The sequence below is a fragment of the Gymnodinialimonas ulvae genome, assembly GCF_037543845.1.
Lineage (GTDB): Bacteria > Pseudomonadota > Alphaproteobacteria > Rhodobacterales > Rhodobacteraceae > Gymnodinialimonas > Gymnodinialimonas ulvae.
In genome coordinates, this window is the sequence record NZ_JBBIFX010000003.1 from 233,486 (window position 1) to 258,134 (window position 24,649).

Sequence of the window (24,649 nt, forward strand, 5' to 3'; positions counted from 1 at the left end):
TTCTTTGTGAACTCTCATTTGACCCGCAGGAGCACGGCCATCGCAGAATCCCCGGCCGCACAGCCCTGAAACAGGCCGGTGCCACCGCCCCGGATCGTAAGCTCTTCTATAAGTTCAATCATTGCGCGCAGACCCGTCGGCCCCTGCGGATGACCCCAGATCAACGAGCTCCCATAATTGTTCATATCCCGCCAATCGACGCCGAAGGCGCGGGCAAAAGCGATGTCGTTGACCGCAAACGGGTTGTGGGACTTGATCACATCGACCTGCGTAATCAAAAGCCGCGCGCGGTCCAATGCCGCGATACTCGCCTTGATCGGCGCGGCAGGCATGAAGCCCTTCTCTTCGCGGGCCTGCGCAATGGCAAGCACCTCGACCAGCGGATGATCGACCCCGCCGATCTCCTTCGCACGGCCCGGATCACCCACCACAACCATGCCAGCATTGCCATCGGCCGGATGCGTCTGGCTGGCAAACGTGATCGTGCCGTCGCGCATCACCGGGCGCAGGCCAGCAATCTTGTCGGCATCGGCGGGCTCAACGCCTTCGTCGGTCTCAAGCCGCCCGACACTCTTGCGAAACCTGGCATCCGGCACGTCGAGCACCGGCATAAAGCGACGTTGAAAAGCGCAGTTCTCGGCCAAGGCCGCATCGTATTGTGCGCGGCGATGCAGGGTCAGGTCATGCTGTTCCTCGGTCGTGATCCCCTCGCGTGCGGCGACGTTTTCGCCGGTCTGAATCATGGCGTTGCAGGCCCATGGATCATGGCCGAAATTGTCCATCACCACATCTTCATGCGCCCCGGTGCCTCCCGGTCCATGGGGTGCCGGAAAATAGACATGCGGGCCGTTCGACGTCCGGTCGCCCGACACGATCAACGCCTGCTGCGCGCCCTGCAAAACCTCGCCCACCGCAGTCGACAAAAGCCGTGCCCCCGTGGCGCAGGCCTGGCTCACCATCGGTGCAGCCAGCCCTTTGGCCCCTATCATCGCGGTAAACCATGGCCCGCCGAAAAAGCTGCCCTTCTGGATCACGGTCTGCCCGAATGCGGCAAAATCGAAGCTGCCAGGGGCAAGGTCCAACCGCCCAATCTGCGCGCGGGCGACATGGGCGGCGAATTCGACGGAATTCAGATGCGCAAGGCTGCCCTGCCAACGGGCAAAGGGCGTACACCAATAGGCACCATAGGGGATATAGGCCATCACGTGCCTCCGATCATCATGGTCGCGGGGTCCGCATCGTCATAGAGCCGTTCAATCAGGTCAGCGCGACCCGCCTTGATCCGGGCGAAGTTCAGGTTGCCCTTGGCAGTGATCTCGCCCTCGGCAATCGATGGCGGCTCCGCAAGGATCATGGCGCGGGTAAGCCTCTGCGCCGAGCCGCCGGTGAAGCCCGACAACGCCGCCTGGAACGGCAGCGGGTCGCAGATCAACGCTGCACCATCCTGTTCGGCGACCTCGCGCAACGTGGCGGCTGGTACAATCAAAAGGCCCACCTCATCGCGCCCCTCTCCGGTCAAGATGACATCCTGCGCCAACCCCTTCAGCACCGACAGGATCTCCAACCGCAACGTCGCCGCCCGCACCCAGATACCGGTGCCCAGTTTGAAATCCTCTGACATGCGCCCATCGAAGGCCAGGCCAAGGGTTGCATCCTCCGGGTCGACGAAGCGCATCGCGTCGCCGGTGATGAAATATCCTTCCGCATCGAAAGCCTCCGCCGTTTTGTCCGGCGCGTTCAGGTAGCTGTTGAAGATCGAGGGGCCCTTCACCCGCACCTCAAGCCGATCCTCCGCAGGGACCAGTTTCACATCGATCCCGGGCAACGGCACCCCAACCACGCCCGAGCGTTCGGTGGGTTCATGTTGCAGCAAAGCGGCGGGCGCGGTCTCCGTCAGCCCCCAGGACGAGGTGAAAAACGGCTGCGTCCCGGCATCCTCGGCCATCGCCCAAAGGTCAGCCCAGACATCCTGCGGAAGGCTCGCACCCGCATAAAACAGCATGTCGAGGTCTTCGAAAAACGCCCGAGCAAATCCCGGATCGGCCTTCATCGCATCGCGCAGAGCGGCAAAGCCCACCGGCACGTTGAAGCTGATCGTGCCCTGTTTGATCCGGTTGTTCTCGATCGTCTTTCCGATCAGCGCCGGAATGGGCTTGCCGCCGTCGATGTAAAGCGACCCGCCATTGGCCAGCACAAGGTTGAAATTGTGCGAGCCGCCAAACACGTGGTTCCACGGCAGCCAATCGACCAAGACCGGGGGCCTGTCGCGCAGAAACGGCAGGCAGGCGGCAATCTGCGCCTGATTGGTGCAGAGCATCCGATGCGTGGTCAGCACGCCTTTCGGGGCCGATGTGCTGCCCGACGTCATGAGGATCTTTGCAACGCTGTCCGGCGTCACCGCGACATCCAGCGCGCCGCCCTGCCGCGTCAGATCTTCCAGCGTCAGGCCGGGGCCGTGGGCCATGATCGGGCGGGCGTCGCGAAACGCATCACGCTCGAACACATCGGCCAGCGCAAATCCATCCTCTGCGAAGACAGCCGCAGGCTGAAGGAGCGTCGCGATCTCATCGAGCCGCACACGCGCCGCGGGGATGGCGGCGTATTGTTCGGCCACCGGGCAGAACGGCACACCGGCATATTGCGCCGCCAGGGCCAGCAGCCCATGGGCCACCGAATTGCCGGTCAGGATCATCAAAGGCCGGTCCGGCCCAAGCCCCAGTGACCGCAAGCCCGCGGCAATGCCTCGCGCCGTATCCCGCGCTTCACCGTAGCTGACCTCGCGCCAACCCTCCCCGCTGCGCTCGGCCAGAAACACGGCATCCGGAGTCGCATCGGCCCAATGCTCCAGCCAGTCGGTCGTGCGATCCGCGACATCGCCCAACCCGTCCCGCGCCTGCAGAAGGATCGTACCGTCGGGCCGGTTCTCGCAGATCACATCATGGGGTTTGAACGCCACGGCGCGCCTCCTCCTTGTCCTCCGCCTCAGCCTCCGGCCCGGCCGCCTCGACCGCGTTGAGCCCATCGATCAGCGCCCAGACCGCCGGCTCATCCAGCCCCGCGGTCAGCTTGCCGTCGAACGCGACAAGGGCCCCGCGCGCTTCGGTGTAGTGCGCCCGTCCCGCCAGCGTCGGATGCAGCTCATAGGCGCGCCCGTCATCTTCCGCGCGGCGCCGCGTGATCCAGCCTGCGCGCTCCAACGCATCCACGATCTGCACCAGATTGGGCCGCTCGATGGCCAGCACATCGGCCACATCCGCCTGCCGCAGGCCCGGCGTTTCCACCACAACCGACAGCACGGAATACGACGCCCGGCGCAGCCCGAAGGGCGTCAACACCCGGTTCACCGCCCCCATCACCGCGCTATGGGCGCGCTGGATATTGTAACCCACAAGACGGCGAAGCTCGCTGTCGCACATCGCGGGAGAGGTATCGGGCGCGGCTTGTCTCATTCGAAATTCGGCGTGCGTTTTTCAAGGAAGGCGCGAAATCCTTCCTCGGCGTCAGGCGAGGTTTGCGCCAAGGCGGTGCACAAGGCCTCGGTGAAAAGTCCTTCTTCCGGGGCCATCGCGTTGATCCGCGCCACACCTTGGATGGCAAAGTAATTCGAAAGCCGCGCGTTGGAGGCGATCTGCCCGGCCAATTCGCGCGCCGTCTCCATCGGATCCTCGTCGACGTAGTGGCACAGGCCCAGAAGCGCGCCTTCATCCGCGCCGTATATGCGCCCGGTCAGCATCATCTCGGTCAACCGATCCGGCCCGATGATCCGCCCGACGCGCACGGTCGCACCACCGCCTACGAAGAAGCCCCGCTTGCCTTCAGGCAGTTGGAATTGCACATCCGGCGCCGCGACGCGCACATGGCAGGCCGAGGCAATCTCAAGCCCACCCCCGATGACCGCACCGCGCATTGCCGCAATCATCGGCAGGCCGCCAAACTGCACCTTGTTGAGTTGGTCGTGCCACATGCGCGAATGGGCCATCGCGGCGTCGCTGGATCGCTCCGCCTGTTCCGACAGATCGAGACCGGCGCAGAAATGCGCGCCCTCGCCAGTCAGGACCGCAACCTTCACCCCCTCCGGCGGCGCGGCGCAGAACCCCGCCAGCTCCGCAAGCAGTGCGTCGTTCATCGCATTGCGCTTTTCGGGCCGGTTCAGCGTCAGAATGGCAAGCGGGCCATCAATCTCGATCAAAAGGCTCATCTCGGGGGCAACCTCGTGGCTCCATCAAGGCGAATGACCTCGCCGTTCAGGTAAGTGTTTTCGACAATCGCCGCGACCATCTGCCCAAACTCGGACGGGTCGCCCAAACGGTGTGGAAACGGCACATTGGCCACAATGGCCTGCGTCGTCTCCTCCGGCAGGCCTTCCATCATCGGCGTGTTGAACAGGCCGGGTGCTATCGCGTTCACCCGGATGCCCGGCTTGGCCAGTTCGCGCGCCAGCGGCAGGCACATCGACGCGATCGCCCCCTTGGACGCCGCATAGGCCGATTGCCCGACCTGCCCGTCCTGATACGCCGCAGAGGCCGTGTTGATCACCACCCCGCGTTCCCCGGTGTCAAGCGGCGGCAGGTCCATCATCGCCTGTACCGCGTAGGTCATCACGTTGTAGGTGCCGATCAGGTTGACCTCGATCACCCGGCGGAACAGGTCGAGCGAGGTCTTTCCCTCGCGCCCCACGATCCGCGCCGCATGGCCGATGCCCGCGCAATTGACGCAAATACGCGCCGCCTGCCCGAACCGTGCCATGGTGGAGGTCACGGCGGTCGCGGCATGTTCCGCGTCGGTGACATCGCATTGCTGGGAATATCCGCCGATCTCGGCAGCGACCTCACGCGCGCGGTCGCCGTCCATGTCGAGCACCGCAACATCCGCACCCCGCTCGGCCAGGTAGCGCGCCGTGGCCTCGCCCAATCCGCTGGCCCCACCGGTGACGATGGCGACTTGTCCGTCGAGTTGCATCCGGTCTCCCTTCCGTCCGCATCCAGATTGATATCGTTATACTACATAACTATCTTCGAGTCTCACCACGTGATGAACACCAGCGTGATCACCGGGAACGCCACGAGGAGAACCACCCGCAGCAGGTCCGAGGCGATGAAATACAACACCGCGCGGTAGGTCGCCGTCATCTTCGTCGTCTTCTCCATTGCGTTGATGATGAACAGGTTCATCCCCACCGGCGGAGTGATCAACCCGACCTCCACCACGATCAGCACGAGGATCCCGAACCAGATCGCAACCATTTCTGTGTTGATACGATTGAGCGCACCTTGGTTGACCCGCCGCAGTTCCAGCGCGCGGGTTTGATCGCGGGTCATCTCCGCTCCATCGGCCAGGGCCCGCAGCGCCCCGTCGAGCGGCACGATGTCGGCCCCGAAATGCGCCTGGATCGTGTCGAATTGCACCGTCTGCGCAAGGCTGAGCTGCGCCCCCTCGCGGTAAGCGGCCAAAAGCGCGTCGATGCTGTCTCGCGTCAGATCCGGCACCGCAAGCAACGCCTCCATCGCACGGTCGGCATGCAATTCGGCCATCGTCACAAACCCGAAATCGAGCCCCTGCATCACCGGCCAGAAGATCGGGATGGTCAGAAGGATCATCGACAGGCTGTCCATGAAACAGCCCAGGATCAGGTAGAAGATCAGGATCAGGATCAGCACGGTGTAGGGGCTGAAACCACTGCTGCCGACCCATTCCGCGATGCCCTGCGGCACCTGGGTCAGCGCCAGGAACCCGTTGTAGAACGCCGCGCCGAGGATGATGAAAAAGATCATCGCCGTGGACCGGCCCACCACCAGAAAACTCTCCCCGAGGGATTTCATGCCTAGCCCGCCGTTGGCCCAGGCGATCAACCCGGTGCCAAGCGCACCCACGGCCGCGCCTTCGGTCGGCGTGAACCACCCCGCGTAGATGCCGCCGACCACTGCGGCGAAAACCAGAAGCACGGGCCAGATCTTGGCCATCGCCACCATCCGCTCGCCCCACGGAATGCGCGGCCCGACCCCTGCGCTTTCGGGGTTAAGCGCCACGTAAACCCGGATCGCGATGATATATCCCAACGCCGCGATGATGCCGGGGATGAAGGCCGCAAGGAACAGCTTGGCAATGTTCTGTTCGGTCAGGATTGCGTAGATCACCAGCACGATGGACGGCGGAATGAGGATGCCCAACGTGCCCCCCGCCGCAAGTGCCGCGGTCGAGAACCCGCCGTCATAGCCATAGCGGCGCAGCTCCGGCAGGGCCACACGCCCCATCGTGGCCGCCGTCGCCAGCGAGCTTCCGCAAATCGCCCCGAACCCCGCGCAGGCACCCACGGCGGCCATGGCCACACCGCCCTTGCGATGGCCCAAAAACCCCTCCGCCGCCTTGAACAGGGCCTGCGACATGCCACCAAGCGTCGCGAAATGCCCCATCAACAGGAACATCGGGATGATCGTCAGCGAGTAGCTGGAAAAGGTTGTGAATGTCTCGGACTTGAGCCGTCCGAACGGCACCTGCGTGTCGCCCGTCACCATGATCAGGCCGACAAGGCCGGTGAAGAACATCGACAGGCCAATCGGCACCCGCAGGAAAATCAGCGTCAGAAGGAAGGGAAACGACAAGATCCCGATCATTTGGTCGGTCAATGTTCCGCCCCCAGATCAGGGGGCAGGATCATGCGGCCCGATACCATTTCAACGACGCGCACAACCGCAAGATAAACCGCAACGACAGACGTCAGCGCCGCGCCGACAAAGCCGATGGCGTAGGAATACCAAACCGGCAATTGCAGCTCCAACGTCGTCTGGCCGGAGTTGAACTTGGTCAACAACCCGCCGAACAGCTGCGTTGCGATCAACACCATGACTCCGGCGAAAACCACCTCCGTCACGCCGCGCAGCACCCGGTTGGCGCGCAGCGACATCCCCGAGGTGAACACATCCACCGTCGCATGCCCGCCGGTGATCTGGCAGATCGGCAGGAAGGCAAAGATCACAAAGGCCACGCCGGCCTCGATCAATTCGAATGTGCCAAGAATCGGACCCACGCCCGCGTCGATCATCCATTGGCCAAGCCCGGCCATGACCTCGGCCTCGACCATCCAGTGAAACAGCCGGTCCACCAGCCGCCCAAGGATCGCAAAGACCGTCAGAAGGATAAGCACCGACAGCATGATCCCGCCAAGGATCGCCATCAGGCGCGACAATAGCAAAAGCGCGCGGTACATGTGTGTCCCTTAGAAAGAAGGGGCCGCGTGATGTCGCGGCCCCTCCGTTTGCCTTACTGGCCAGCGCCGGCGCAATCGCCCGACATCAGCTCCCGCGCGCGGTCGATCAGGGCCTGACCGTCCAACCCGCTGCCCGAGACATCCTCGATCCAGCTTTGGTAGATCGGCTCGACAACCGGCATCCAGACCTCTTGGGCCGTGGCCTCATCGATCATGATGATGTTGTTGCCCGCCTCCACGGCCAGCTCGCGCGCCGGGCCGTCGGCATCCGCCTGCGTGCCGCCGGCGAAGATCGAGAACTCCAGCCCCGAGTTCTCGTCGAGGATCTGCTGCAGATCTTCCGGCATGTTGTTGTAGGCGTCGTTGTTCATCGCCAGCACGAAGGTCAGCGTATAAAGCCCGTTGCCCTCGAACCCGGTGTGGTTCTCGACCAGTTCCGGCACGCGCAGCGCGGCGGTGACCTCCCACGGGATTGTCGTGCCGTCGATCGTGCCGCGCGACAAACCCTCAGGCACCGCAGGCACGGGCATGCCAACTGGCGTCGCACCCGTCAGCTCAAGCAGCTGGTTCACAAGCCGCGAACCGCCCCGGATCTGCATGCCCTGCAAATCTTCAGGCGTCTCGACCGGATCTGCGGTGTGGAACATCCCCGGCCCATGGACCCAGGTGCCAAGCAGGTGAACGTCACTGAACTGCTCCTGCATGCCCTCTTCATACATCGTCCAATAGGCACAGGACGCGGCCCGCGCATCGGCAACCATGAACGGCAGCTCGAAGACTTCCGTCGACGGGAACCGGCCCGGCGTATAGCCCACAACCGTCCACACGATGTCGGCCACGCCGTCAATCGCCTGGTCCATCAGCTCTGGCGGGGTACCGCCCAACTGCATCGACGGATAGCGCTCGATCTCGATGCGCCCGCCCGAAGCTTCCTCCACTTGATCGGCCCAGACATCCAGAACCAGCGCGGGCACATTCGCCTGCGCTGGCAGGAATTGATGCAGCTTCAGCGTGACTTCCGCCTGCGCAAACGCACCGCTGGCCGCCATCGCGCCAGCCGCAACGCCGCCCAATGCCGTCATTAGGGTTTTGGTTTTCATGTATCGTCCTCCCTTAAGGTTGATGTCCGCGCAGGTTGGCCTGCGTCTTGGTCGGCCCCGGTTACACCGCGGTCCTGATAATTAGGTATGATGCATAACTATCTGCGTCTGTCACCATATTCGATTGATCTGCCCTATCTTTTGTCGCTTCTCCCGCAAAAGGAAAGCGCGCTTATCATCGTGCTTGGCGCTCTGCGTCCGAGCCGGTAGAATCACGCCATGTCTGAAATCTACACGATGCCCGGCCATCTGATACGGCGTTTGCAACAAATCTCGATCAGCGTGTTCACCGACCGTATGAAGGCGCTTGGCCATGATTTGACCGCGCCGCAATTCGCCACCCTGGCCGTCCTGTCGGAATCGCCCGGCATCGACCAGGCAACGCTGGCGGGCCGCATCGCCCATGACCGCCCCACCATCGGCGGCGTGGTTGAACGACTTGAAGCCAAGGGCCTTCTGACCCGTCGCCGCAATGCCAGCGACCGCCGCGCGATGGTGCTTGATCTCACGTCGGCCGGGGCCGACATGCTGGCCGCGCTGGTGCCCGAGGTGCGCGCGCTCCAGGTGGATATCCTGCCCGGCCTGACCGAGGCCGAGCGCTCTGAATTCATTCGTCTCGCCACCAAGGTCGCCACGATCGGCAACGCCAGTGCCCGCGCGCCGTTGGTGATGCCGGACCCCGCTCAAGACAGCGCCTGATCGGAGTGCACGGGACCAAGCGTGTCCAACAAGCGGGCCACCTGCGCCCGGCATCTCGCCTCGGCCCGGTCGGAGCCCAAAGCTGCCTCCGCCGCCGGGTTCGACCGCAACACCAGTCGTCGCCACCCATGCAGCACCAGAACCCGCAGCGCGAAGCGATCCAACTGGTTCTGCGGCAAAAGACTGTGCGACGGCAACGCATTCGACAGCGCGGTGAACGCCGCCTCACATGCGGCCTCATCCAACACATCCCGCACCCAGGCGGGCCAGCCCCGCGCCTCCGGCAAGGCCACCAGCCAGTCGTCCGGCACCTCGTCCTCCGGCCCGCACACCAGCGCAAAGCTGCGCGAGATCGGAACCGCCGAGAGCGCCTCGGGCAACAGTGAAAGCGCGTCGGGCGCATCCGGCGGGAAGCCCACCAACCGACATGGCCCGCCCGCGACCGCCGGGCCATAGATGCGCCCGGCCACCGCGCGGCTTTGCACCTGTCCGCTTTCGGTCAACCGGTGGAACCCAACCCGCCCTTCGCGGCGGCTGTCCACCCATCCGTCCCGCTTGAGCCGGTGCAACGCCACGCGCATCGCCTGTGGCTGCAAACCGATCCGCTCGACCATTGCCGACAGCACACGGCCCGACACCTCCGCCTCGCCGGCCTGCGCGCAATCGCCCAGGCAGGACACGATCACCGACCAGAGCTTCAGGGGGCTCGCCTCCGACAACGCCGCCGCCAGATCCGCCACCGGATCACCGGGATGAAGCGCCACGACGCTCACTTCGCCACCATCGTCAGAAGCTCGTATTCCGCCACCGCCTCGTCATCCTGATTGCGCACATCGGCGTGCCACCGGACCTCTCCATAATCCGCAGTCCGCGACTTTCGATCCAGCACCGTCAAATGCACCTTGATCGCATCACCCGGCGAAACCGGCTTCAAGAACCGCAAACCGTCCAACCCGGTATTTGCCAGAACCGGCCCTTCGCTCGGCTCCACAAACAAACCTGCCGCAAAGCTCAAGATCAGATAGCCATGGGCCACGCGCCCCGGGAAAAACGGGTTCCGCTTGGCCGCCGCCTCGTCCATATGCGCGTAAAACGTGTCGCCTGTGAAATGCGCAAAGTGCTCGATATCGTCGAGCGTGATCTCCCGTGCCTCGGTGGTGAGCGTCCGTCCGATCTCCAGCTCTCCGAACCGCATCTGGAACGGATGCGTGCCACTTTCGACCTTCGACGCCCCCGGAACAAACCGCCCCGTAACCGCAGACAGGATGTCGGGCGAGCCCTGCACCGCGACGCGCTGCATGTAATGCTTCACCGCGCGGATCCCGCCAAGCTCTTCGCCGCCGCCCGCGCGCCCCGGCCCGCCATGGGTCAGATGCGGCATCGGCGCGCCGTGGCCCGTGGCCTCCTTCGCGCTGTCGCGATTGTTCACGTAAACCCGCCCATGCCACGCTCCAATGCCGGTCACGACCTCGCGCGCCACATGGCCCGAATGGGTGATGAGCGAGGCCACAAGCGACCCCTCGCCCCGATTGGCCAAGTCGCAGGCATGACCCAGATCGCGATACGGCATCAGCGTGCTGACCGGCCCGAAGGCCTCCGTCTCGTGTAGGCTCCGCGCGGCATCCGGGTCGCTGCAGACGAACAGATGCGGCGCGACGAACGCGCCCTTTTCCATGTCTCCGCGCGGCGCAAACCCCTCCTGCCCGCCGAAGACCAACTCCGCCTCTCCGGCAATCACCCCGGCCTTCTCCAACACGTCCCGCCGCTGGCTCAACGACACGACCGACCCCATCCGGACGCCATCCGCCCTCGGATCACCCACCACGACCTTGCCAAGCTCCGCCGAAAGACGGTCCGCCAGAGGTTGAAGCAGGCTTTCGGGCACCATCACCCGCCGGATCGCGGTGCATTTCTGCCCCGCCTTCGTCGTCATTTCGCGCAGGATTTCCTGCGTCGCAATGTCGAATTCCGGGCTTTCCACCGTCACATCCGGCCCCAGAATGCTCGTGTTCAGCGAATCCTGCTCTGCCGTGAACGGCACTCCGCGCGGCAATCCATCGCCCACCGTCGCCGCGGTCGCCGCAGAGCCCGTGAACGTCACCGCATCCTGCGGCCCGAGCGCGTTAAGCCCGTCGCCAACGCCGCCTGTCACCAATTGCAACGCGCCGTCGGGCAGCACCCCCGCCTCCAGCATCAGACGCACGCACAGCTCCGTCACATGCGCCGTCGCCGTCGCCGGTTTCACGATGGAGGGCACACCCGCCAGGAACGCCGGGGCGATCTTTTCCAACATGCCCCAGACCGGGAAATTGAACGCATTGATATGGAATGCCACACCCAATCGCGGCGTGTAGATATGTTGCCCCCCGAACGCGCCCGTCTTGCCCAAGGGCTCCCATGGCCCGTCGATCAGGACATGGCCCTCCGGCATCTCGCGCCGCCCTTTGGACGCGAACACAAACAGCGTCCCGATGCCACCGTCGATGTCAAACGCATGGTCCCGCAGCGTCGCGCCGGTCGTGAACGACAGGTCATAAAGCGCCTGCTTGTGCTCGCTCAGATGCAGCGCCAGCGCCTTGAGCATCCGCGCCCGGTCGTGGAAATCCATAGCGCGCAAAGCCGGTCCTCCGACCTCGCGCGCATAGTCCACCATGCCCGCCACATCGAGCGTCTCATTGCCCGCCTCGGCGATGATCTCGCCCGTGGACGCATCGGCAATCGGTCGCGCACCCGGCCCGGCCGCGATCCACGCACCTTTTGCGAAGCTGCCAATACGTTGCATGATTTCCCCCTCCCGAAAAATCTTGTAACACTTTGCGAGATGCGGCAGGCTGACGCAAGGCCTGTGTTCAAGGCCACATCCGGGAGGGACAGATGACGCCGAAAGAGCGCGCGGAAAAAAGCGCCGCCGCCATGTGGGCGGGCGACCGCGCCTCGGCCTGGGTCGGCATGGAGATCGCCGCGGTGGATGAAGGCCACGCCGTCCTGACCCTCGAGATCCGCGAAGATCATTGCAACGGCCATGGCATCGGCCACGGTGGCATCACCTTCATGCTGGCCGACAGCGCCTTTGCCTTCGCCTGCAATTCCCGCAACGTCGCCACCGTCGCACAGCACAACACGATTAGCTTCCTTGCCCCGGTCCGCCTCGGCGATACGCTCACCGCCACGGCGACCGAGACCACGCTCAAAGGCCGCTCAGGCATCACCGACGTGACCGTCACCAACCAATCGGGCGACATCATCGCCCAGTTCCGCGGCGCCTCCCGCGCGCTCGGCCATCCCATCTTCGAGGACTAGGATATGCGCGACCTCACCCCGCCCCGGGACACGCTCGACCCGATCGAAATCGCCTCCCACGACGCAATCATGGCGCTCCAGCTTGAGCGAATGAAATGGTCGTTGAAGCATGCCTACGACAACGTCCCGTTCTACCGCGCGCAATTCGACGCCCACGGCGTACATCCCGACGATCTGCACAGCCTTTCGGACCTTGCGAAGTTTCCGTTCACCGTGAAATCCGACCTGCGCGACAATTACCCCTTCGGCCTCTTCGCCGTCCCCCGCGAACAGATCGCGCGCATCCATGCCTCGTCGGGCACGACCGGCAAGCCCACTGTCGTCGGCTACACCAAGGCCGATCTGGCGATGTGGGGCAACATGGTCGCCCGCTCGATGCGCGCCTCCGGCACGAAGCCTGGCGACATGATCCACAACGCCTATGGCTATGGCCTGTTCACCGGCGGGCTTGGCGCGCATTACGGAGGCGAGGCCTTGGGGTGTACCATCGTGCCCGTCTCCGGAGGCATGACCGCACGACAGGTCACTCTTATAGAAGATTTTCAACCGACCACGATCATGGTCACACCGTCCTACATGCTCAATATTCTGGAGGAATATCACCGCCAGGGCCTCGATCCGCGCTCCAGCAGCCTGGAGGTCGGCATCTTCGGCGCGGAGCCCTGGACCAACAAAATGCGCGCCGAAGTCGAAGCCGCCTTCGACATGCATGCCGTCGATATCTATGGCCTGTCGGAGGTGATGGGGCCGGGCGTCGCCAACGAATGCGTGGAAACCAAGGACGGGCTACATATCTGGGAAGACCATTTCTATCCCGAGATCATCGACCCCCAAACGGGCGAGGTTCTGCCCGATGGCGAGATGGGCGAACTGGTCTTCACCACGCTAACCAAGGAGGGCCTCCCGATCATCCGCTACCGCACGCGCGACCTGACCCGGCTTCTGCCCGGCACCGCGCGGTCGATGCGGCGGATGGAAAAGATCACCGGGCGCTCCGACGACATGATCATTCTGCGCGGCGTGAACGTCTTCCCGAGCCAAGTCGAAGAGCAGGTTCTGACCATCGACGAGCTCGCGCCCTATTATCAGATCGAGCTGGTGAAAGACGGGCGCATGGATGCGATGAAGATCCATGTCGAAAGCCTGCCGGGCAGCGCCGACGGCGAAGCCCAGGCCGTGCAGGCCGCAACGCTGGCCCATCGCATCAAGGAAGTGGTGGGCGTCACTGCGGAGGTGATCGTGGCCGACCCGGGCTCTGTCGAACGCAGTCAGGGCAAGGCGCGGCGCGTTGTAGACAATCGCGGTAAGCGCGAGTGAACGACGTCTGCGCCAAGTCGCAGGCCGCTGGGGAGGGCGATGCCTCCCCCAGACCCACACCCCAGACCCACACCGAGGTATCTTTGACCAATGGAAGTCAGGGCGCGTCACGTTACCGTTTTTTGCGATACTGGGTCGAGGTGTAACATTTTGTTGGACGCGATGGGGCAGTCTTGATATCATCGGCGCGCGAACGGGAGGTCCGCCATGTATGCTCAAATGATCAAATCCGAAGCGACGCAGGACGATCCCGCGCAGCTTGACGCGTTTCAGGCCCGCATCGATGCGGGCGACAAGATCGAGCCCAAGGACTGGATGCCGGAGGGTTATCGCAAGACCCTGATCCGACAGATCGGGCAGCATGCGCATTCCGAGATTGTCGGCCAATTGCCCGAGGGCAACTGGATCACCCGCGCGCCGAGCCTTGAGCGCAAGGCGATCCTTCTGGCCAAGGTGCAGGATGAGGCCGGCCATGGCCTCTACCTCTATTGTGCCGCTGAAACGCTTGGCGTGAGCCGCGATGAGATGACGGAAATGCTTCTCGATGGGCGGATGAAATATTCGTCGATCTTCGCCTATCCCACGCTGACCTGGGCCGATATGGGCGCGGTCGGTTGGCTTGTGGACGGGGCCGCGATCATGAACCAGGTGCCGCTGCAGCGGACGTCGTTCGGCCCCTATGCCCGCGCGATGATCCGCATCTGCAAAGAGGAGTCCTTTCACCAGCGGCAGGGCTTCGACATCATGATGAAGATGTGCGCAGGCACCGCCGCGCAGAAACGCATGGCGCAGGACGCCTTGAACCGGTTCTGGTTCCCGGCGCTGATGATGTTCGGGCCGTCCGATGCCGAAAGCACCCATTCCGCGCAGAGCATGGCGTGGAAGATCAAGATGAACACCAATGACGAGCTGCGCCAGAAATTCGTCGATCAGACCGTGCCGCAGGCGGAATATCTGGGCCTCACCGTGCCGGACGAGACGCTCGCGTGGAACGAAGAAAAGGGCGGCTACGATTTCGCCGAGCCCGATTGGGACGAATTCTTCGAGGTCCTCAAAGGCAACGGCCCCTGCTCAGTGGAACGGATCGCCACGCGCCGGAAGGCCTGGGACGACGGCCAATGGGTGCGCGAGGGGCTTATGGCGCACGCGGCCAAGAAAGCTGCGGCGCAAATGGCGGCGGAGTGATGCATCTCGCCGAGATCAACATTGCCCGCCTAAAGCACGATATTGACGATCCTCGTGTGGCCGAATTTGCGGACAATATCGCGCGCATCAACGCTCTCGCCGAGCGCGCCGATGGGTTTGTCTGGCGTAACGAGGCCGAAACCTCCGATCCGATACAGGGGGACACGCAGATGATTGCGACGATCTCTGTGTGGGAAACGATCAAACAGCTTGATCGTTTCGTGTTCGGCACTTTGCACCGCCGCTTCTTCGACAAACGCCATGCGTGGTTCGAGGTCCTTGACGGGATAGGTGTGGCGATGTGGTGGGTCGCGCTTGGAACACAGCCCAGTCTGGCCATGGCATTGGATCGGCTCGAACATCTCGCCAAGCATGGCGCATCGGATGATGCGTTCGGTTGGGACTATGTGGCCCCGCTACCGTTCCGGGCCAAGGTTATGGAGGCCGCACAATGACCGACCAACAAGAATGGCCCCTTTGGGAAATCTTCATCCGCGGACAACACGGCGCCTCGCACCGCCATGTCGGATCACTCCACGCGCCCGATGCGGAAATGGCGATCAAGCATGCGCGCGACGTCTATACCCGCCGCAAGGAAGGCGTCTCGATCTGGGCTGTACCGTCGGCGCAAATCGCCGCCTCCAGCCCGTCCAAGAAGGGCCCGATGTATGACCCGGCGGAGGACAAGACCTACCGGCACCCGACCTTCTTCGACATCCCCAAAGACGTGGGCCCGATGTGAGCCAGCCTGATCCGCTTTTCGAATTCCTGCTGCGGATGGGTGACAACGCCCTGATCCTTGGCCATCGCCTGTCGGAATGGTGTGGCAAGGGACCGGTGTTGGAGGAAGACATCGCGCTCGCCAATACCGCGCTCGATCTGATCGGGCAGACACAGATGTGGCTTGGCCTCGCCGGGGAAGTCGAAGACGCGGGCCGCTCCGCCGATGATCTCGCCTATTTCCGTGACGCCTACGATTTCCGCTGCTGCCTGCTGGTGCAGCAGCCCAACGGCGACTTTGGCCAAACGATCATGCGGCAGTTTCTGTTCGACCAATGGCACCTGATCGCGCTTGGCGATCTAAGGCATTCCGCCCATGACCAGATCGCCGCCATCGCTGCCAAGGCCGAAAAGGAAGCCCTCTATCATGTTGAACGTTCGGCCGAGCTGGTGATTGGGCTTGGCGACGGGACAGAAGAAAGCCACGCCCGCATGCAGGCCGCGCTGGGTCTGCTCTACCCGTATGTGGGCGAGCTCTTCGATCCCGACGCCGCGGATCACGCCGTGGTTGCCGAAGGCATCGCCTGTGATCCTGCGAGTTGGCGCGAGCTCTTCGACACCCAGGCCGGGCGCGTCTTTGCCGAGGCAAAGCTCACCCCACCCGAAAGCCGTTTCTTCCACAAAGGCGGACGCACGGGCGCGCGCCATTCCGAACATCTGGGCCACCTTCTGGCTGTAATGCAAAGCCTGCCCCGCAGCCACCCGGACGCGACCTGGTGACGCCCGCCACCGAGCAGATCTGGGGTTGGCTCGATGCGGTCCCCGACCCGGAAATCCCGGTGATCTCAGTGGTCGACCTGGGCATCATCCGCGATGTGCGATGGAAGGGCGAGACGCTGGAAGTTACCCTGACGCCCACTTATTCCGGCTGCCCCGCCACCTCCGTCATCGAGATCAGCGTCGAACAGGCGCTCCGCGACCATGGCCTCGACAATGTCACCCTCAAGCGCCAGATCGCGCCGCCCTGGACCACCGAATGGCTGTCCGACAAAGGCCGCGCCAAGCTTGAAGCCTATGGCATCGCCCCCCCCAACCCCGCAGGCGGCCCCACCCGTTGCCCGCGCTGCCAATCCACCAACGTCAAACGCATCAGCCAATTCGGCTCCACCCCCTGCAAGGCGCAATGGCAATGCCGCGATTGCCTGGAACCCTTCGACTATTTCAAGTGCATCTAAGGATACGCCCCCGTGGCCAAGTTCATCCCCCTCAAAGTGACCTCGGTCCACCGCACCACGCCTGACGCCATCGCCCTGCGCCTCGCGCCCGCCGACGGCTCCACCCTGCCGTTCACGCAGGGCCAATACCTCACCTTCCGCACGACCATCGATGGCACCGAAATCCGTCGCGCCTATTCCATCTCCGCCGGTGTCACCGACGAAACCATTGAGGTCGGCATCAAACGGGTCAAAGGCGGCGCGTTTTCCACCTGGGCCCATGCCCATCTCAAACCCGGCGATACGATCGATGCGCTCTCGCCGATGGGGGCCTTCCACACGCCGCTCGCGCCCGACAACGCCAAACATTACCTGGGCTTTGCCATCGGCTCCGGGATCACGCCAATCCTGTCGATCCTGCGTTCGGTCCTTGCGGTCGAGCCGCACTCCCGCTTCACGCTGATCTACGCCAACCGCGCCGCGCGTGACGTGATGTTCCGCGAGGAACTCGAAGACCTCAAAAACGAACACCTCACGCGCCTGAACATCGTCCATATCCTCAAGAACGACCCGCAAGGCATCGACCTTTTCACCGGCCGCATCGACGCCGAAAAACTCGACGCCATGTTCAAAACATGGGTTCCCGTCGCCCGCGCCGACGCCGCCTTCATCTGCGGGCCGGAACCTGCGATGGAGACCATCGCCGACCGACTGCACGCCCACGGCATGGCCAAAGACGCGATCAAATACGAACTGTTCGCCAGCGCGCAGCCCGGCCAGCTCCCGCAACGCGCCACGCCCGATGACACTGCCAAGGGCACCCGGGCCACCGTGATCCTCGACGGCACCGCGCAAGAGATCGACGTGGCCCCCGGCGAAACCCTCCTCGCCGCCGCCCTGCGCGCGGGCCTTGATGCGCCCTACGCTTGCCGCGCCGGGGTCTGCTCCACCTGCATGTGCACCATCCGCGAAGGCGAAGCCGACATGCTCACCAACCACGCGCTGGAAGACTACGAAGTCGCCCGCGGCGTGGTGCTCAGCTGTCAGGCCGTGCCAACCTCCGACAAAATCACCGTCGAATACGTGGATCACTAGTCCCCGACAAACGAAACGCCACCCTCACAGGGGCAGCGTTTCGCCTTTCAGATCGGCCTTGGGTCGTCGCTTGACCGGAAGAGGTCACAACCGTCACGTGCGCCACTCAAAGGCCAGACCAAAATCACTCAACCGGCTTAGCTCACGCAAAACTCGCATTCGATGGCTTGCAAAAACCCAAGCCTTTGCGCCGGGGAAAGATGCTGCATCGTGGGGTTCGTCCAATCCGCTGCCAACACGCTCAACGCAACGGCATCGCGGTTGATTGCCAGAATGAACGCCTCGACATAGGCCACTCCCGGCGCATCGATCACCACATAATGCGCTCCGTTTTCGGTGAAGCGCTCCAAAAGTGTGACATGGAGCGTCTGCATCAATCGCGGGTTTGCATCTTGATAGGCCTCGTCGATCCGCACGGCGAATTGTTCGGCGGCGGCTGGGGCCGCGATCATCGTTGCAAGGGCGGCGGCGGCCATCAGGGAGTGTTTCATGGGGTGTTCCTTCGCATCTTCCGGGTTTCGATGAACAAAACCTGCGGCTCAACCACCCCTGTGACAAACGAGATTGCTTTCCCACTTGGGCAAGTTCACCTTGTGTCAAATGAACCGACGCCTGCCATCGCTCACCTCACTGCGCACGTTCGAGGCCGCGGCACGACATCTGAGTTTCGCCCGCGCCGCCGATGAGCTTTTCGTAACACCCGCAGCCGTCGGCTTTCAAATCAAGCAGTTGGAACAGGAATTGGGCGGCGCGCTGTTCACCCGCAAACACCGAGCCGTCGAGTTGACCGACAAGGGCCAGCTTCTCCAAAAACGCCTCGGACCGGTGTTTGAAACCCTGCAAACCGCGTGGGACGAGGCGCACGAACCGCTCACTGAAACTGTCCTAAAGGTGAGTGGTCCGGCCAAGGCCGTGCACAGCTGGGTGATACCCGCACTGACCCAAGCCAAGGACCAGCGACCCGATATCCGCATCTCATGGGATCTCAGCAAACAGAACCGCGATCTCTCCAACAGCGATTTTGACATGGGCTTGCGATGGGCGCGCGAGCCCGAGGGCGATTTGCATTGGGAACCTCTCCTGCGGACATGGTTCACCCCCCTTATGCGCGCGGATGTCGCCCGCTTCGTGCGCACCCCTGCTGACCTGCACAAACAGGGATTGATTGACGTCGAATACAAAGTCGATGCCGATCGCCGCGACACGATGTGGAACGCATGGCACCGCGTCAGCGGGCTCGATGCGCCCGCTTCCTACACCATCAGTTGCACAGACACGGCCAGCGCCATCGAAACCGCAGTGGCCACCGGTCATGTCGCCATCGGCGGCTCGTTTCTTGCAGCTGAGCAGCTCAAATCCGGTACGCTCGTTACACCATTCAACACCGCAATCGCCCCCTATTCGCGCTTCTGGCTGGTTTGTCGCGATGGCGTGCAGGATACGTCGGAATATCAATGGTTCCTGACGGCTGTGCGTCAAGGCGCGCGGACATTCGATGCCGCAAATGCAGAGATGCAATTGTTCTTTCCCAACGGCGACGCGGTCGGGTGAAGATCGAGTTCGAAATGCGCTTTCTCATGGGCAACGCGTCGAGACTGAATATGGCCATATGATGAACCGGACATTTCTACAATCATAGAAATGTTATGAGCTCTAAACCGTTGATTTTATTTAATTCTATGCTTGAGGCACGGCCTGTGCACGCGTGCACTGCCCCCCCTCAAACCGCCTCCAACGCCACCGCGATGCCCTGGCCCACGCCGATACACATCGTGGCCAGCGCCCGTTTTCCGCCCCGCAGTTTCATCTCCAACGCCGCTGTACCGGTGATCCGCGCGCCGCTCATCCCCAACGGATGGCCCAGCGCAATCGCGCCCCCATTCGGATTCACCCGCGGGTCGTCATCCGCCACACCCAGCTCCCGCAAAACCGCCAGCCCCTGCGCCGCGAAGGCCTCGTTCAACTCGATCACGTCAAACTCCTCGATGCCCAGCCCCAGCCGCGCCATCAGCTTGCTCGACGCAGGCGATGGCCCCATCCCCATGATCCGAGGTGGCACGCCCGCAACCGCCCCGCCAAGAACGCGCGCGATCGGGGTTAGCCCATGCTTCACCGCCGCCGCTTCTGAGGCCACGATCAACGCCGCCGCCCCGTCGTTCACCCCGCTCGCATTGCCCGCCGTCACGCTGCCGCCATCGCGAAACGGCGCGCGCAATCCGGCCAGTTTCTCCAATGTCGTCGCCCGCGGATGCTCGTCCGCCGAGACCACCACATCCTCGCCCTTGCGCTGCGGGATCGACACCGGCGTGATCTCCTGCGCCAACCGGTCCCCCGCGCCCGCCGCCTTCTCCTGCGAGCGTAGCGCGAAGGCATCCTGATCGGCGCGCGACACGCCGTAATCCTCGGCCACATTCTCCGCCGTCTCGGGCATGGAATCGATTCCGTATTGCGCCTTCATCACCGGATTCACAAAGCGCCAGCCGATCGTCGTGTCGAAGATTTCCGCCTTGCGCGAAAACGCCGCTTCGGCCTTCGGCATCACGAACGGTGCCCGCGACATCGACTCGACTCCGCCCGCGATCATCATCTCCGCCTCGCCCGCCTTCACCGCGCGCGCGGCCGCGATCACCGCGTCCATGCCAGACCCGCAAAGCCGGTTGATCGTCGTGCCCGGCACGCCCTCCGGCAGCCCCGCCAGAAGCGCCGACATCCGCGCCACATTCCGATTGTCCTCGCCCGCCTGATTGGCGCAGCCCAACCAGACATCTTCAACGGCCTCCCAATCCACGCCCGCGTTGCGCGTCCTCAATGCGCGCAATGCAACCGCCCCCAGATCATCCGCCCGGACCGAGGCCAGCGCCCCGCCGAACCGGCCGATCGGTGTACGTATGTAATCGCAGATGAATGCTTCCGGCATGAACGTCTCCCCTCGCTTCACGTCACGCTAACAGGGCTCAATCAACGAGGAAACGCAGAATGGACCCGCGCATGACCAGCTGGACATCAAAGCGTTTGGAAGGAGGAATGGCGCGCTGGGGAGGATTCGAACCCCCGACCCCTTGATTCGTAGTCAAGTACTCTATCCAACTGAGCTACCAGCGCACGATGCGGTCGTTTAACCCCCGCACAAGAGCAGTGCAAGGGGCAATCAGGCGGTCATCCCACCGGGCAGGAACAGGGTGAAGGTTGTGCCATCCGCGTCGCTTTTCTTCAGGTCCAGCTTACCGCCATGGCCGCGCACGATTTCCGAACAGATCGCCAGCCCAAGGCCGGTCCCGCCCGCTTTCTGGGCCGAGGAAAACGGTTTGAACAGGTTCTCGCGCGCCTTTTGCGGCAGGCCCGGACCGGTATCGCAGATCTCGATACACCAACCCTTGTCCATCGCATGGGCCGAAATGCGCACTTCGCCGGGCTGATGCGTCGCGGCGATGGCCTGTCGCGCGTTGCGCACAAGGTTCGACAGCACGCGGTGCAGCTGCTCGCCATCGGCGCGGACGACGATGTCGCGCGGCACATCTGCCATGTAGCTCACATCGCCGTCGCCTTGCGCAAGGTTGTCGTTGTCGAGCACATCATCCACCAGCGGCTCCAACGGCACCCGGTCGAGCTTGGGCGCGGGCTCTTCGGCGCGACCAAACGCCAGCGTCGCCTCCGTCAGGTTGATCGCGCGGTTGAGCGAATTGATCAGCTTCGGCGCGATGCGCTGCACCGTCGGGTCGGGCACCGTCTCAAGCCGGTCGGCCACAAGCGTCGCCACCGACAACATGTTGCGCAGGTCATGGCTGATCTTCGCGACCGCCTCGCCCAGTTGCGCCAGACGCTCGCGTTGCCGCAGCAGCGAGGTCAACTGCGTCTGCATCCCGTGCAACGCCTCTTCGGCATTGCGCAACTCCCTCACCGAGCCGCGCGGCTGTATGATTCGCCCCGCGTCATCGGGGGCTTCGGCATAACTCATCATTGATCCGACAACGCGCTTGATCGGGTTCACCATCAGGATGCGCACCGCCACAAACAACAATAGCGCCGTGAACACCGAAATCGCCGCCGACAGCACCAGGATGCGCCGCCCGTAGTCGATCATCGCCATGCGCATCGGCGCGGTTTCCATCGTCACTTCGATCAACAGACCAGCCTCGCGCACCGGCTCCCCGATGACGCGAATATTCTGATCCTCGCGCTCCAGAAGCCGCTTCGTGGCATCGCGGATCAGGTCCCACGCCGGGGCATCACGCAAATCAAAACTGCCGGACACCGGCTCCATCTGATCGGTCGACAGGATCAACTGGCGCACGGCATCGCGCCGCAGCACGACGTTGAGAACCTCGGCATTTTCCAGAAGCTCCGCTTCCAGATCGTCATCGATCATGCCGTCGGTCGCCAGCAACGCCAGCGACGCAATCTGCGCCCGCTCCAGACGCGCGAGAAGATAATCCTCCCGGAATCGCGCAATGGACGGCACGAAAATGAAAATCTCGGCCAGCATCACGAAGATGATGGTGAGGATCAGAAACCGACCTGACAGTGAGTTGGCCAAACGCCGCCCCCCAAGATGGACCCTGTGGTCCTGTTATGCGCCGACCGCCCCCGATCAGGGGCGACCAAACTTCTGTACGAACCGCACGACCGTCTTGACCGTCTTGCTTTCGAACAACTTGGGGGAGAAATAAGCGCTCGCGACGCGTTTGTTAATCTCTCCGAGCGTCGGGTAGGGCGCAATCATGCCCGCCACCGCACTCATCTTCATCTTGCTGGCGATGGCAAGCGACCAGATTTGGATCAATTCACCGGCCTGTGGTCCAACAATCGTTGCGCCGACGGGCTTGCCCTTGACCACCATGACCTTCGCAAAGCCCCGGGTCTGGCCCGTGGCGATGCCGCGATCGTTGTGGTGGAATTCCGCCTTTGCCACGAACACCTTGTCGCCGTGCTGCGCCTTGGCCTGCGCTTCGGTCTGGCCGACCTGTGCAATTTCGGGCGCGGTATACGTGGCCCAGGGGATGTGATCAGTGCGCGCCTTTGCGGGCAGGCCAAACAACATCGGGCGGATGATCACACCGGCATGGTAGCCCGCGACATGGGTGAACTGATATCCTCCGGCCACGTCGCCCACGGCATAGACCCGCTTGTTGGTGGACCGCAGGCCCGCATCGACCGTGACGCCGCGCCGATCGTAATCGACCTTCGCCTTTTCGAGGTCCAGCTTGTCGACATTCACCTGCCGACCGACCGCCACCAGAAGATGCGTGCCCTCGAAGCTCTGCCCATCTTCGGTTTCGACCTTGATCGCGCCCTCGGTGCCGCTGATCTGGCTGGCCTTGGCACCTTCGACAATCGCAATGCCCTCGGCGCGCAGGGTCTCAAGAACGATGGCTGCGGCCTCCGGGTCATCCTTGCCCATCGCCTTGTCGCCTTCCAGCACGGTTACCTGACTGCCCAGTCGTTGATGCGCTTGCGCCATTTCAAGCCCGATGGGGCCGCCGCCGATCACGATCAGATGCCCAGGACGCTCACGCAGATCGAAAATCGTCTCGTTGGTGTGGTGCGGCACACCGTCCAGGCCGGGGATGGGCGGCACAAACGGGCGCGATCCGGTGGCTATCACAAAGCGACGCGCCGTGATGGTGTCGTCGCCCGCTTGAACCTCGGTCTCAGAGATAAACCGCCCGAACTCGCGGATCACATGGACCCCGAGGCCCTCGAAACGGTCCTGACTGTCGGCCGGCGCAATCTCGGCGATCACGCCATGCACATGGTCCTTCGCGGCGGCGTAGTCGGCAGCCGAAGGGTGACCCGCGACGCCGAACGCGGCCTGTTCGGTTTCATGGGCCTTGTGCCCGGCCGCCAGCAGCGCCTTTGACGGAACGCAGCCGTAGTTCAGGCAATCACCGCCCATTTTGTGGCCTTCCAGAAGCACAACCTTGGCGCCCATCTGGACCGCGCCCGCAGCAACGGATAGCCCGCCAGAGCCGGCGCCAATGACGCAGATGTCCGTTTCAATCGCGGCCATGGGATCAAACCCCTTTCTTGCCGCGGATGGCTTTCAGCGCGACGGGCAGAGCGGCCAACGCACACAGGCCAAGGATCGGCAAAAGCACATGCGGCTCGAAAATGATGCCGAGGTTGGGCGTCTCACCGCGTGCGAACACGTCGCCAAGACCTGCCCCTACGGATGTATAGACCACCGCACCGGGCATGATACCCAGAAACGTGGTGATCATGTAGCGGCGCAGCGGCACCTCGAACAACGCGGGCAAGACATTGGCCACAAAGAACGGCACCGCAGGCACAAGGCGCAAAAGGAACAGGGCGGACCACTGGTTCTCGTCAATCGCATCCTTGAACCGCTTGGTGATGCCTTCCGAACCTTCCAGCCGCGCGCCGATCCGGGCGCCGAAACTGGTCTGGGCCGCAAGAAAAATCGCCGTTGCACCGATCGTGGCGCCGGTGATGTTGTAAAGCGCGCCGGGGAATGTCGCGAACAGGAAACCACCGGTCAGTGTCGCAATCGTCGCGCCCGGAAGCGAGAAGGCCACGATCAGCGCATAGGCCACCACAAAAATACCAACCGTCAGCAGGTAATTCGCATCGCGGAAGGCGATCAGCGCCTCGCGATTGTCGGCCAATGCCTGAAAGCTCAGGTAATCGCGGAAGAAGTAATACCCCACGCCCGCGCCAATAAGCACAGCAACAAGCGGCACATAGCGGCCAAGTCCCGAGATTTGCATTTGTGGCACGCTGTCCGACATGTCGATGGTTCCTTGTCCCATGAGTTGCACGCTTGATGCGACATTGCACGCAACGGCGATATCCCTCCT

The 24,649-nt window shown here is 63.3% G+C and carries 25 protein-coding genes and 1 tRNA gene; 10 read left to right on the top strand and 16 right to left on the bottom strand.

The window, feature by feature from the left end; all coding sequences use genetic code 11:
- Positions 1-14 precede the first annotated feature (14 nt).
- The 8 genes from V8J83_RS15000 to V8J83_RS15035 all read right to left on the bottom strand — a co-directional run bounded on the left by V8J83_RS15000 (position 15) and on the right by V8J83_RS15035 (position 8,304).
- Complete coding sequence (locus V8J83_RS15000) at positions 15-1,202, bottom strand: thiolase family protein (RefSeq protein ID WP_339987244.1); 1,188 nt, start codon at positions 1,200-1,202, stop codon at positions 15-17.
- Positions 1,202-2,956: a feruloyl-CoA synthase gene (locus V8J83_RS15005; RefSeq protein WP_339987245.1), complete on the bottom strand. Its 1,755-nt coding sequence runs from the start codon at positions 2,954-2,956 to the stop codon at positions 1,202-1,204. The genes V8J83_RS15000 and V8J83_RS15005 overlap by 1 nt, the downstream gene beginning before the upstream one ends.
- Positions 2,937-3,449 carry a MarR family winged helix-turn-helix transcriptional regulator gene (locus V8J83_RS15010; RefSeq protein ID WP_339987246.1) on the bottom strand — a complete coding sequence of 171 codons (513 nt, stop codon included), beginning with the start codon at positions 3,447-3,449 and terminating at the stop codon, positions 2,937-2,939. Before V8J83_RS15010 ends, V8J83_RS15005 begins: the two co-directional genes overlap by 20 nt.
- A complete protein-coding gene (locus V8J83_RS15015; protein ID WP_339987247.1) occupies positions 3,446-4,198 on the bottom strand; it encodes a crotonase/enoyl-CoA hydratase family protein in 753 nt (250 codons plus the stop codon). The genes V8J83_RS15010 and V8J83_RS15015 overlap by 4 nt, the downstream gene beginning before the upstream one ends.
- The gene (locus V8J83_RS15020) at positions 4,195-4,959 is read right to left on the bottom strand and encodes an SDR family oxidoreductase (RefSeq protein WP_339987248.1); all 765 of its coding nucleotides are present in this window, start codon (positions 4,957-4,959) and stop codon (positions 4,195-4,197) included. Before V8J83_RS15020 ends, V8J83_RS15015 begins: the two co-directional genes overlap by 4 nt.
- A 62-nt stretch (positions 4,960-5,021) precedes the next feature.
- Complete coding sequence (locus tag V8J83_RS15025; protein WP_439649795.1) at positions 5,022-6,611, bottom strand: TRAP transporter large permease; 1,590 nt, start codon at positions 6,609-6,611, stop codon at positions 5,022-5,024.
- An 8-nt stretch (positions 6,612-6,619) separates the two neighbouring features.
- Entirely contained in the window at positions 6,620-7,204 is a 585-nt protein-coding gene (locus V8J83_RS15030) for a TRAP transporter small permease (protein WP_339987250.1), read from the bottom strand.
- 53 nt (positions 7,205-7,257) lie between these two features.
- Positions 7,258-8,304 (bottom strand): TRAP transporter substrate-binding protein, encoded by a 1,047-nt coding sequence (locus V8J83_RS15035; protein WP_339987251.1) that lies wholly within the window; start codon positions 8,302-8,304, stop codon positions 7,258-7,260.
- Positions 8,305-8,523: 219 nt separating this feature from the next.
- Here V8J83_RS15035 and V8J83_RS15040 point away from each other — a divergent pair, with 219 nt between their 5' ends.
- Positions 8,524-9,003 carry a MarR family winged helix-turn-helix transcriptional regulator gene (locus V8J83_RS15040; RefSeq protein WP_339987252.1) on the top strand — a complete coding sequence of 160 codons (480 nt, stop codon included), beginning with the start codon at positions 8,524-8,526 and terminating at the stop codon, positions 9,001-9,003.
- Here the strand turns inward: V8J83_RS15040 and V8J83_RS15045 are convergent.
- Both V8J83_RS15045 and paaZ read right to left on the bottom strand, forming a co-directional pair.
- Positions 8,988-9,767 (bottom strand): hypothetical protein, encoded by a 780-nt coding sequence (locus V8J83_RS15045; protein ID WP_339987253.1) that lies wholly within the window; start codon positions 9,765-9,767, stop codon positions 8,988-8,990. The two genes, V8J83_RS15040 and V8J83_RS15045, sit on opposite strands and share 16 nt — an antisense overlap.
- A gap of 5 nt (positions 9,768-9,772) precedes the next feature.
- Positions 9,773-11,785, bottom strand: a complete 2,013-nt coding sequence (gene paaZ / locus V8J83_RS15050; protein ID WP_339987254.1) for a phenylacetic acid degradation bifunctional protein PaaZ — start codon at positions 11,783-11,785, stop codon at positions 9,773-9,775.
- 92 nt (positions 11,786-11,877) lie between these two features.
- Between paaZ and paaI the strand changes: the two genes are divergently transcribed.
- From paaI to V8J83_RS15090, 8 genes are all read left to right on the top strand, one after another.
- On the top strand, positions 11,878-12,303 hold the full coding sequence (gene paaI, locus V8J83_RS15055) for a hydroxyphenylacetyl-CoA thioesterase PaaI (protein ID WP_339987255.1): 426 nt from the start codon (positions 11,878-11,880) through the stop codon (positions 12,301-12,303).
- Between the two features lie 3 nt (positions 12,304-12,306).
- Entirely contained in the window at positions 12,307-13,620 is a 1,314-nt protein-coding gene (gene paaK, locus V8J83_RS15060; protein WP_339987256.1) for a phenylacetate--CoA ligase PaaK, read from the top strand.
- Between the two features lie 207 nt (positions 13,621-13,827).
- Positions 13,828-14,805: a 1,2-phenylacetyl-CoA epoxidase subunit PaaA gene (gene paaA, locus V8J83_RS15065; RefSeq protein ID WP_339987257.1), complete on the top strand. Its 978-nt coding sequence runs from the start codon at positions 13,828-13,830 to the stop codon at positions 14,803-14,805.
- Positions 14,805-15,260, top strand: a complete 456-nt coding sequence (locus V8J83_RS15070) for a DUF3291 domain-containing protein (RefSeq protein WP_339987258.1) — start codon at positions 14,805-14,807, stop codon at positions 15,258-15,260. The genes paaA and V8J83_RS15070 overlap by 1 nt, the downstream gene beginning before the upstream one ends.
- Entirely contained in the window at positions 15,257-15,547 is a 291-nt protein-coding gene (gene paaB, locus V8J83_RS15075; RefSeq protein ID WP_339987259.1) for a 1,2-phenylacetyl-CoA epoxidase subunit PaaB, read from the top strand. Before V8J83_RS15070 ends, paaB begins: the two co-directional genes overlap by 4 nt.
- Positions 15,548-15,582: 35 nt before the next feature.
- A complete protein-coding gene (paaC, locus tag V8J83_RS15080) occupies positions 15,583-16,305 on the top strand; it encodes a 1,2-phenylacetyl-CoA epoxidase subunit PaaC (RefSeq protein WP_439649796.1) in 723 nt (240 codons plus the stop codon).
- The gene (gene paaD / locus V8J83_RS15085) at positions 16,299-16,760 is read left to right on the top strand and encodes a 1,2-phenylacetyl-CoA epoxidase subunit PaaD (RefSeq protein ID WP_439649797.1); all 462 of its coding nucleotides are present in this window, start codon (positions 16,299-16,301) and stop codon (positions 16,758-16,760) included. Before paaC ends, paaD begins: the two co-directional genes overlap by 7 nt.
- Before the next feature lie 12 nt (positions 16,761-16,772).
- Positions 16,773-17,834 carry a 2Fe-2S iron-sulfur cluster-binding protein gene (locus V8J83_RS15090; RefSeq protein ID WP_339987262.1) on the top strand — a complete coding sequence of 354 codons (1,062 nt, stop codon included), beginning with the start codon at positions 16,773-16,775 and terminating at the stop codon, positions 17,832-17,834.
- Positions 17,835-17,971: 137 nt separating this feature from the next.
- On the opposite strand, the gene V8J83_RS15095 is transcribed toward V8J83_RS15090, so the two are convergent.
- Positions 17,972-18,325 carry a hypothetical protein gene (locus tag V8J83_RS15095; protein WP_339987263.1) on the bottom strand — a complete coding sequence of 118 codons (354 nt, stop codon included), beginning with the start codon at positions 18,323-18,325 and terminating at the stop codon, positions 17,972-17,974.
- A 109-nt stretch (positions 18,326-18,434) separates the two neighbouring features.
- On the opposite strand from V8J83_RS15095, the gene V8J83_RS15100 reads away from it, so the two are divergent.
- On the top strand, positions 18,435-19,385 hold the full coding sequence (locus tag V8J83_RS15100) for a LysR family transcriptional regulator (protein ID WP_339987264.1): 951 nt from the start codon (positions 18,435-18,437) through the stop codon (positions 19,383-19,385).
- Positions 19,386-19,554: 169 nt separating this feature from the next.
- On the opposite strand, the gene pcaF is transcribed toward V8J83_RS15100, so the two are convergent.
- From pcaF to V8J83_RS15125, 5 genes are all read right to left on the bottom strand, one after another.
- Positions 19,555-20,751, bottom strand: coding sequence for a 3-oxoadipyl-CoA thiolase (gene pcaF, locus V8J83_RS15105; protein ID WP_339987265.1), 1,197 nt, complete (start codon positions 20,749-20,751; stop codon positions 19,555-19,557).
- 108 nt (positions 20,752-20,859) lie between these two features.
- Positions 20,860-20,936: transfer RNA gene (locus tag V8J83_RS15110), tRNA-Arg, on the bottom strand.
- Positions 20,937-20,982: 46 nt separating this feature from the next.
- Entirely contained in the window at positions 20,983-22,368 is a 1,386-nt protein-coding gene (locus V8J83_RS15115; RefSeq protein ID WP_339987266.1) for a sensor histidine kinase, read from the bottom strand.
- A gap of 54 nt (positions 22,369-22,422) precedes the next feature.
- Positions 22,423-23,841 (bottom strand): dihydrolipoyl dehydrogenase family protein, encoded by a 1,419-nt coding sequence (locus tag V8J83_RS15120; RefSeq protein WP_339987267.1) that lies wholly within the window; start codon positions 23,839-23,841, stop codon positions 22,423-22,425.
- A 4-nt stretch (positions 23,842-23,845) separates the two neighbouring features.
- Positions 23,846-24,580, bottom strand: coding sequence for a TVP38/TMEM64 family protein (locus V8J83_RS15125; protein ID WP_339987689.1), 735 nt, complete (start codon positions 24,578-24,580; stop codon positions 23,846-23,848).
- Positions 24,581-24,649 lie beyond the last annotated feature (69 nt).

What these genes read in the sequence shown, in the direction of transcription:
- pcaF (WP_339987265.1), bottom strand. Translation starts at nt 20,751, where the DNA reads ATGCCGGAAGCATTCATCTGCGATTACATACGTACACCGATCGGCCGG.
- paaK (WP_339987256.1), top strand. Translation starts at nt 12,307, where the DNA reads ATGCGCGACCTCACCCCGCCCCGGGACACGCTCGACCCGATCGAAATC.
- V8J83_RS15025 (WP_439649795.1), bottom strand. Translation starts at nt 6,611, where the DNA reads ATGATCGGGATCTTGTCGTTTCCCTTCCTTCTGACGCTGATTTTCCTG.
- V8J83_RS15120 (WP_339987267.1), bottom strand. Translation starts at nt 23,841, where the DNA reads ATGGCCGCGATTGAAACGGACATCTGCGTCATTGGCGCCGGCTCTGGC.
- V8J83_RS15070 (WP_339987258.1), top strand. Translation starts at nt 14,805, where the DNA reads ATGCATCTCGCCGAGATCAACATTGCCCGCCTAAAGCACGATATTGAC.
- V8J83_RS15040 (WP_339987252.1), top strand. Translation starts at nt 8,524, where the DNA reads ATGTCTGAAATCTACACGATGCCCGGCCATCTGATACGGCGTTTGCAA.
- paaC (WP_439649796.1), top strand. Translation starts at nt 15,583, where the DNA reads ATGGGTGACAACGCCCTGATCCTTGGCCATCGCCTGTCGGAATGGTGT.
- V8J83_RS15125 (WP_339987689.1), bottom strand. Translation starts at nt 24,580, where the DNA reads ATGTCGGACAGCGTGCCACAAATGCAAATCTCGGGACTTGGCCGCTAT.
- paaI (WP_339987255.1), top strand. Translation starts at nt 11,878, where the DNA reads ATGACGCCGAAAGAGCGCGCGGAAAAAAGCGCCGCCGCCATGTGGGCG.
- paaB (WP_339987259.1), top strand. Translation starts at nt 15,257, where the DNA reads ATGACCGACCAACAAGAATGGCCCCTTTGGGAAATCTTCATCCGCGGA.
- V8J83_RS15035 (WP_339987251.1), bottom strand. Translation starts at nt 8,304, where the DNA reads ATGAAAACCAAAACCCTAATGACGGCATTGGGCGGCGTTGCGGCTGGC.
- V8J83_RS15010 (WP_339987246.1), bottom strand. Translation starts at nt 3,449, where the DNA reads ATGAGACAAGCCGCGCCCGATACCTCTCCCGCGATGTGCGACAGCGAG.
- V8J83_RS15095 (WP_339987263.1), bottom strand. Translation starts at nt 18,325, where the DNA reads ATGAAACACTCCCTGATGGCCGCCGCCGCCCTTGCAACGATGATCGCG.
- paaZ (WP_339987254.1), bottom strand. Translation starts at nt 11,785, where the DNA reads ATGCAACGTATTGGCAGCTTCGCAAAAGGTGCGTGGATCGCGGCCGGG.
- V8J83_RS15015 (WP_339987247.1), bottom strand. Translation starts at nt 4,198, where the DNA reads ATGAGCCTTTTGATCGAGATTGATGGCCCGCTTGCCATTCTGACGCTG.
- paaA (WP_339987257.1), top strand. Translation starts at nt 13,828, where the DNA reads ATGTATGCTCAAATGATCAAATCCGAAGCGACGCAGGACGATCCCGCG.
- V8J83_RS15020 (WP_339987248.1), bottom strand. Translation starts at nt 4,959, where the DNA reads ATGCAACTCGACGGACAAGTCGCCATCGTCACCGGTGGGGCCAGCGGA.
- V8J83_RS15100 (WP_339987264.1), top strand. Translation starts at nt 18,435, where the DNA reads ATGAACCGACGCCTGCCATCGCTCACCTCACTGCGCACGTTCGAGGCC.
- V8J83_RS15000 (WP_339987244.1), bottom strand. Translation starts at nt 1,202, where the DNA reads ATGGCCTATATCCCCTATGGTGCCTATTGGTGTACGCCCTTTGCCCGT.
- V8J83_RS15030 (WP_339987250.1), bottom strand. Translation starts at nt 7,204, where the DNA reads ATGTACCGCGCGCTTTTGCTATTGTCGCGCCTGATGGCGATCCTTGGC.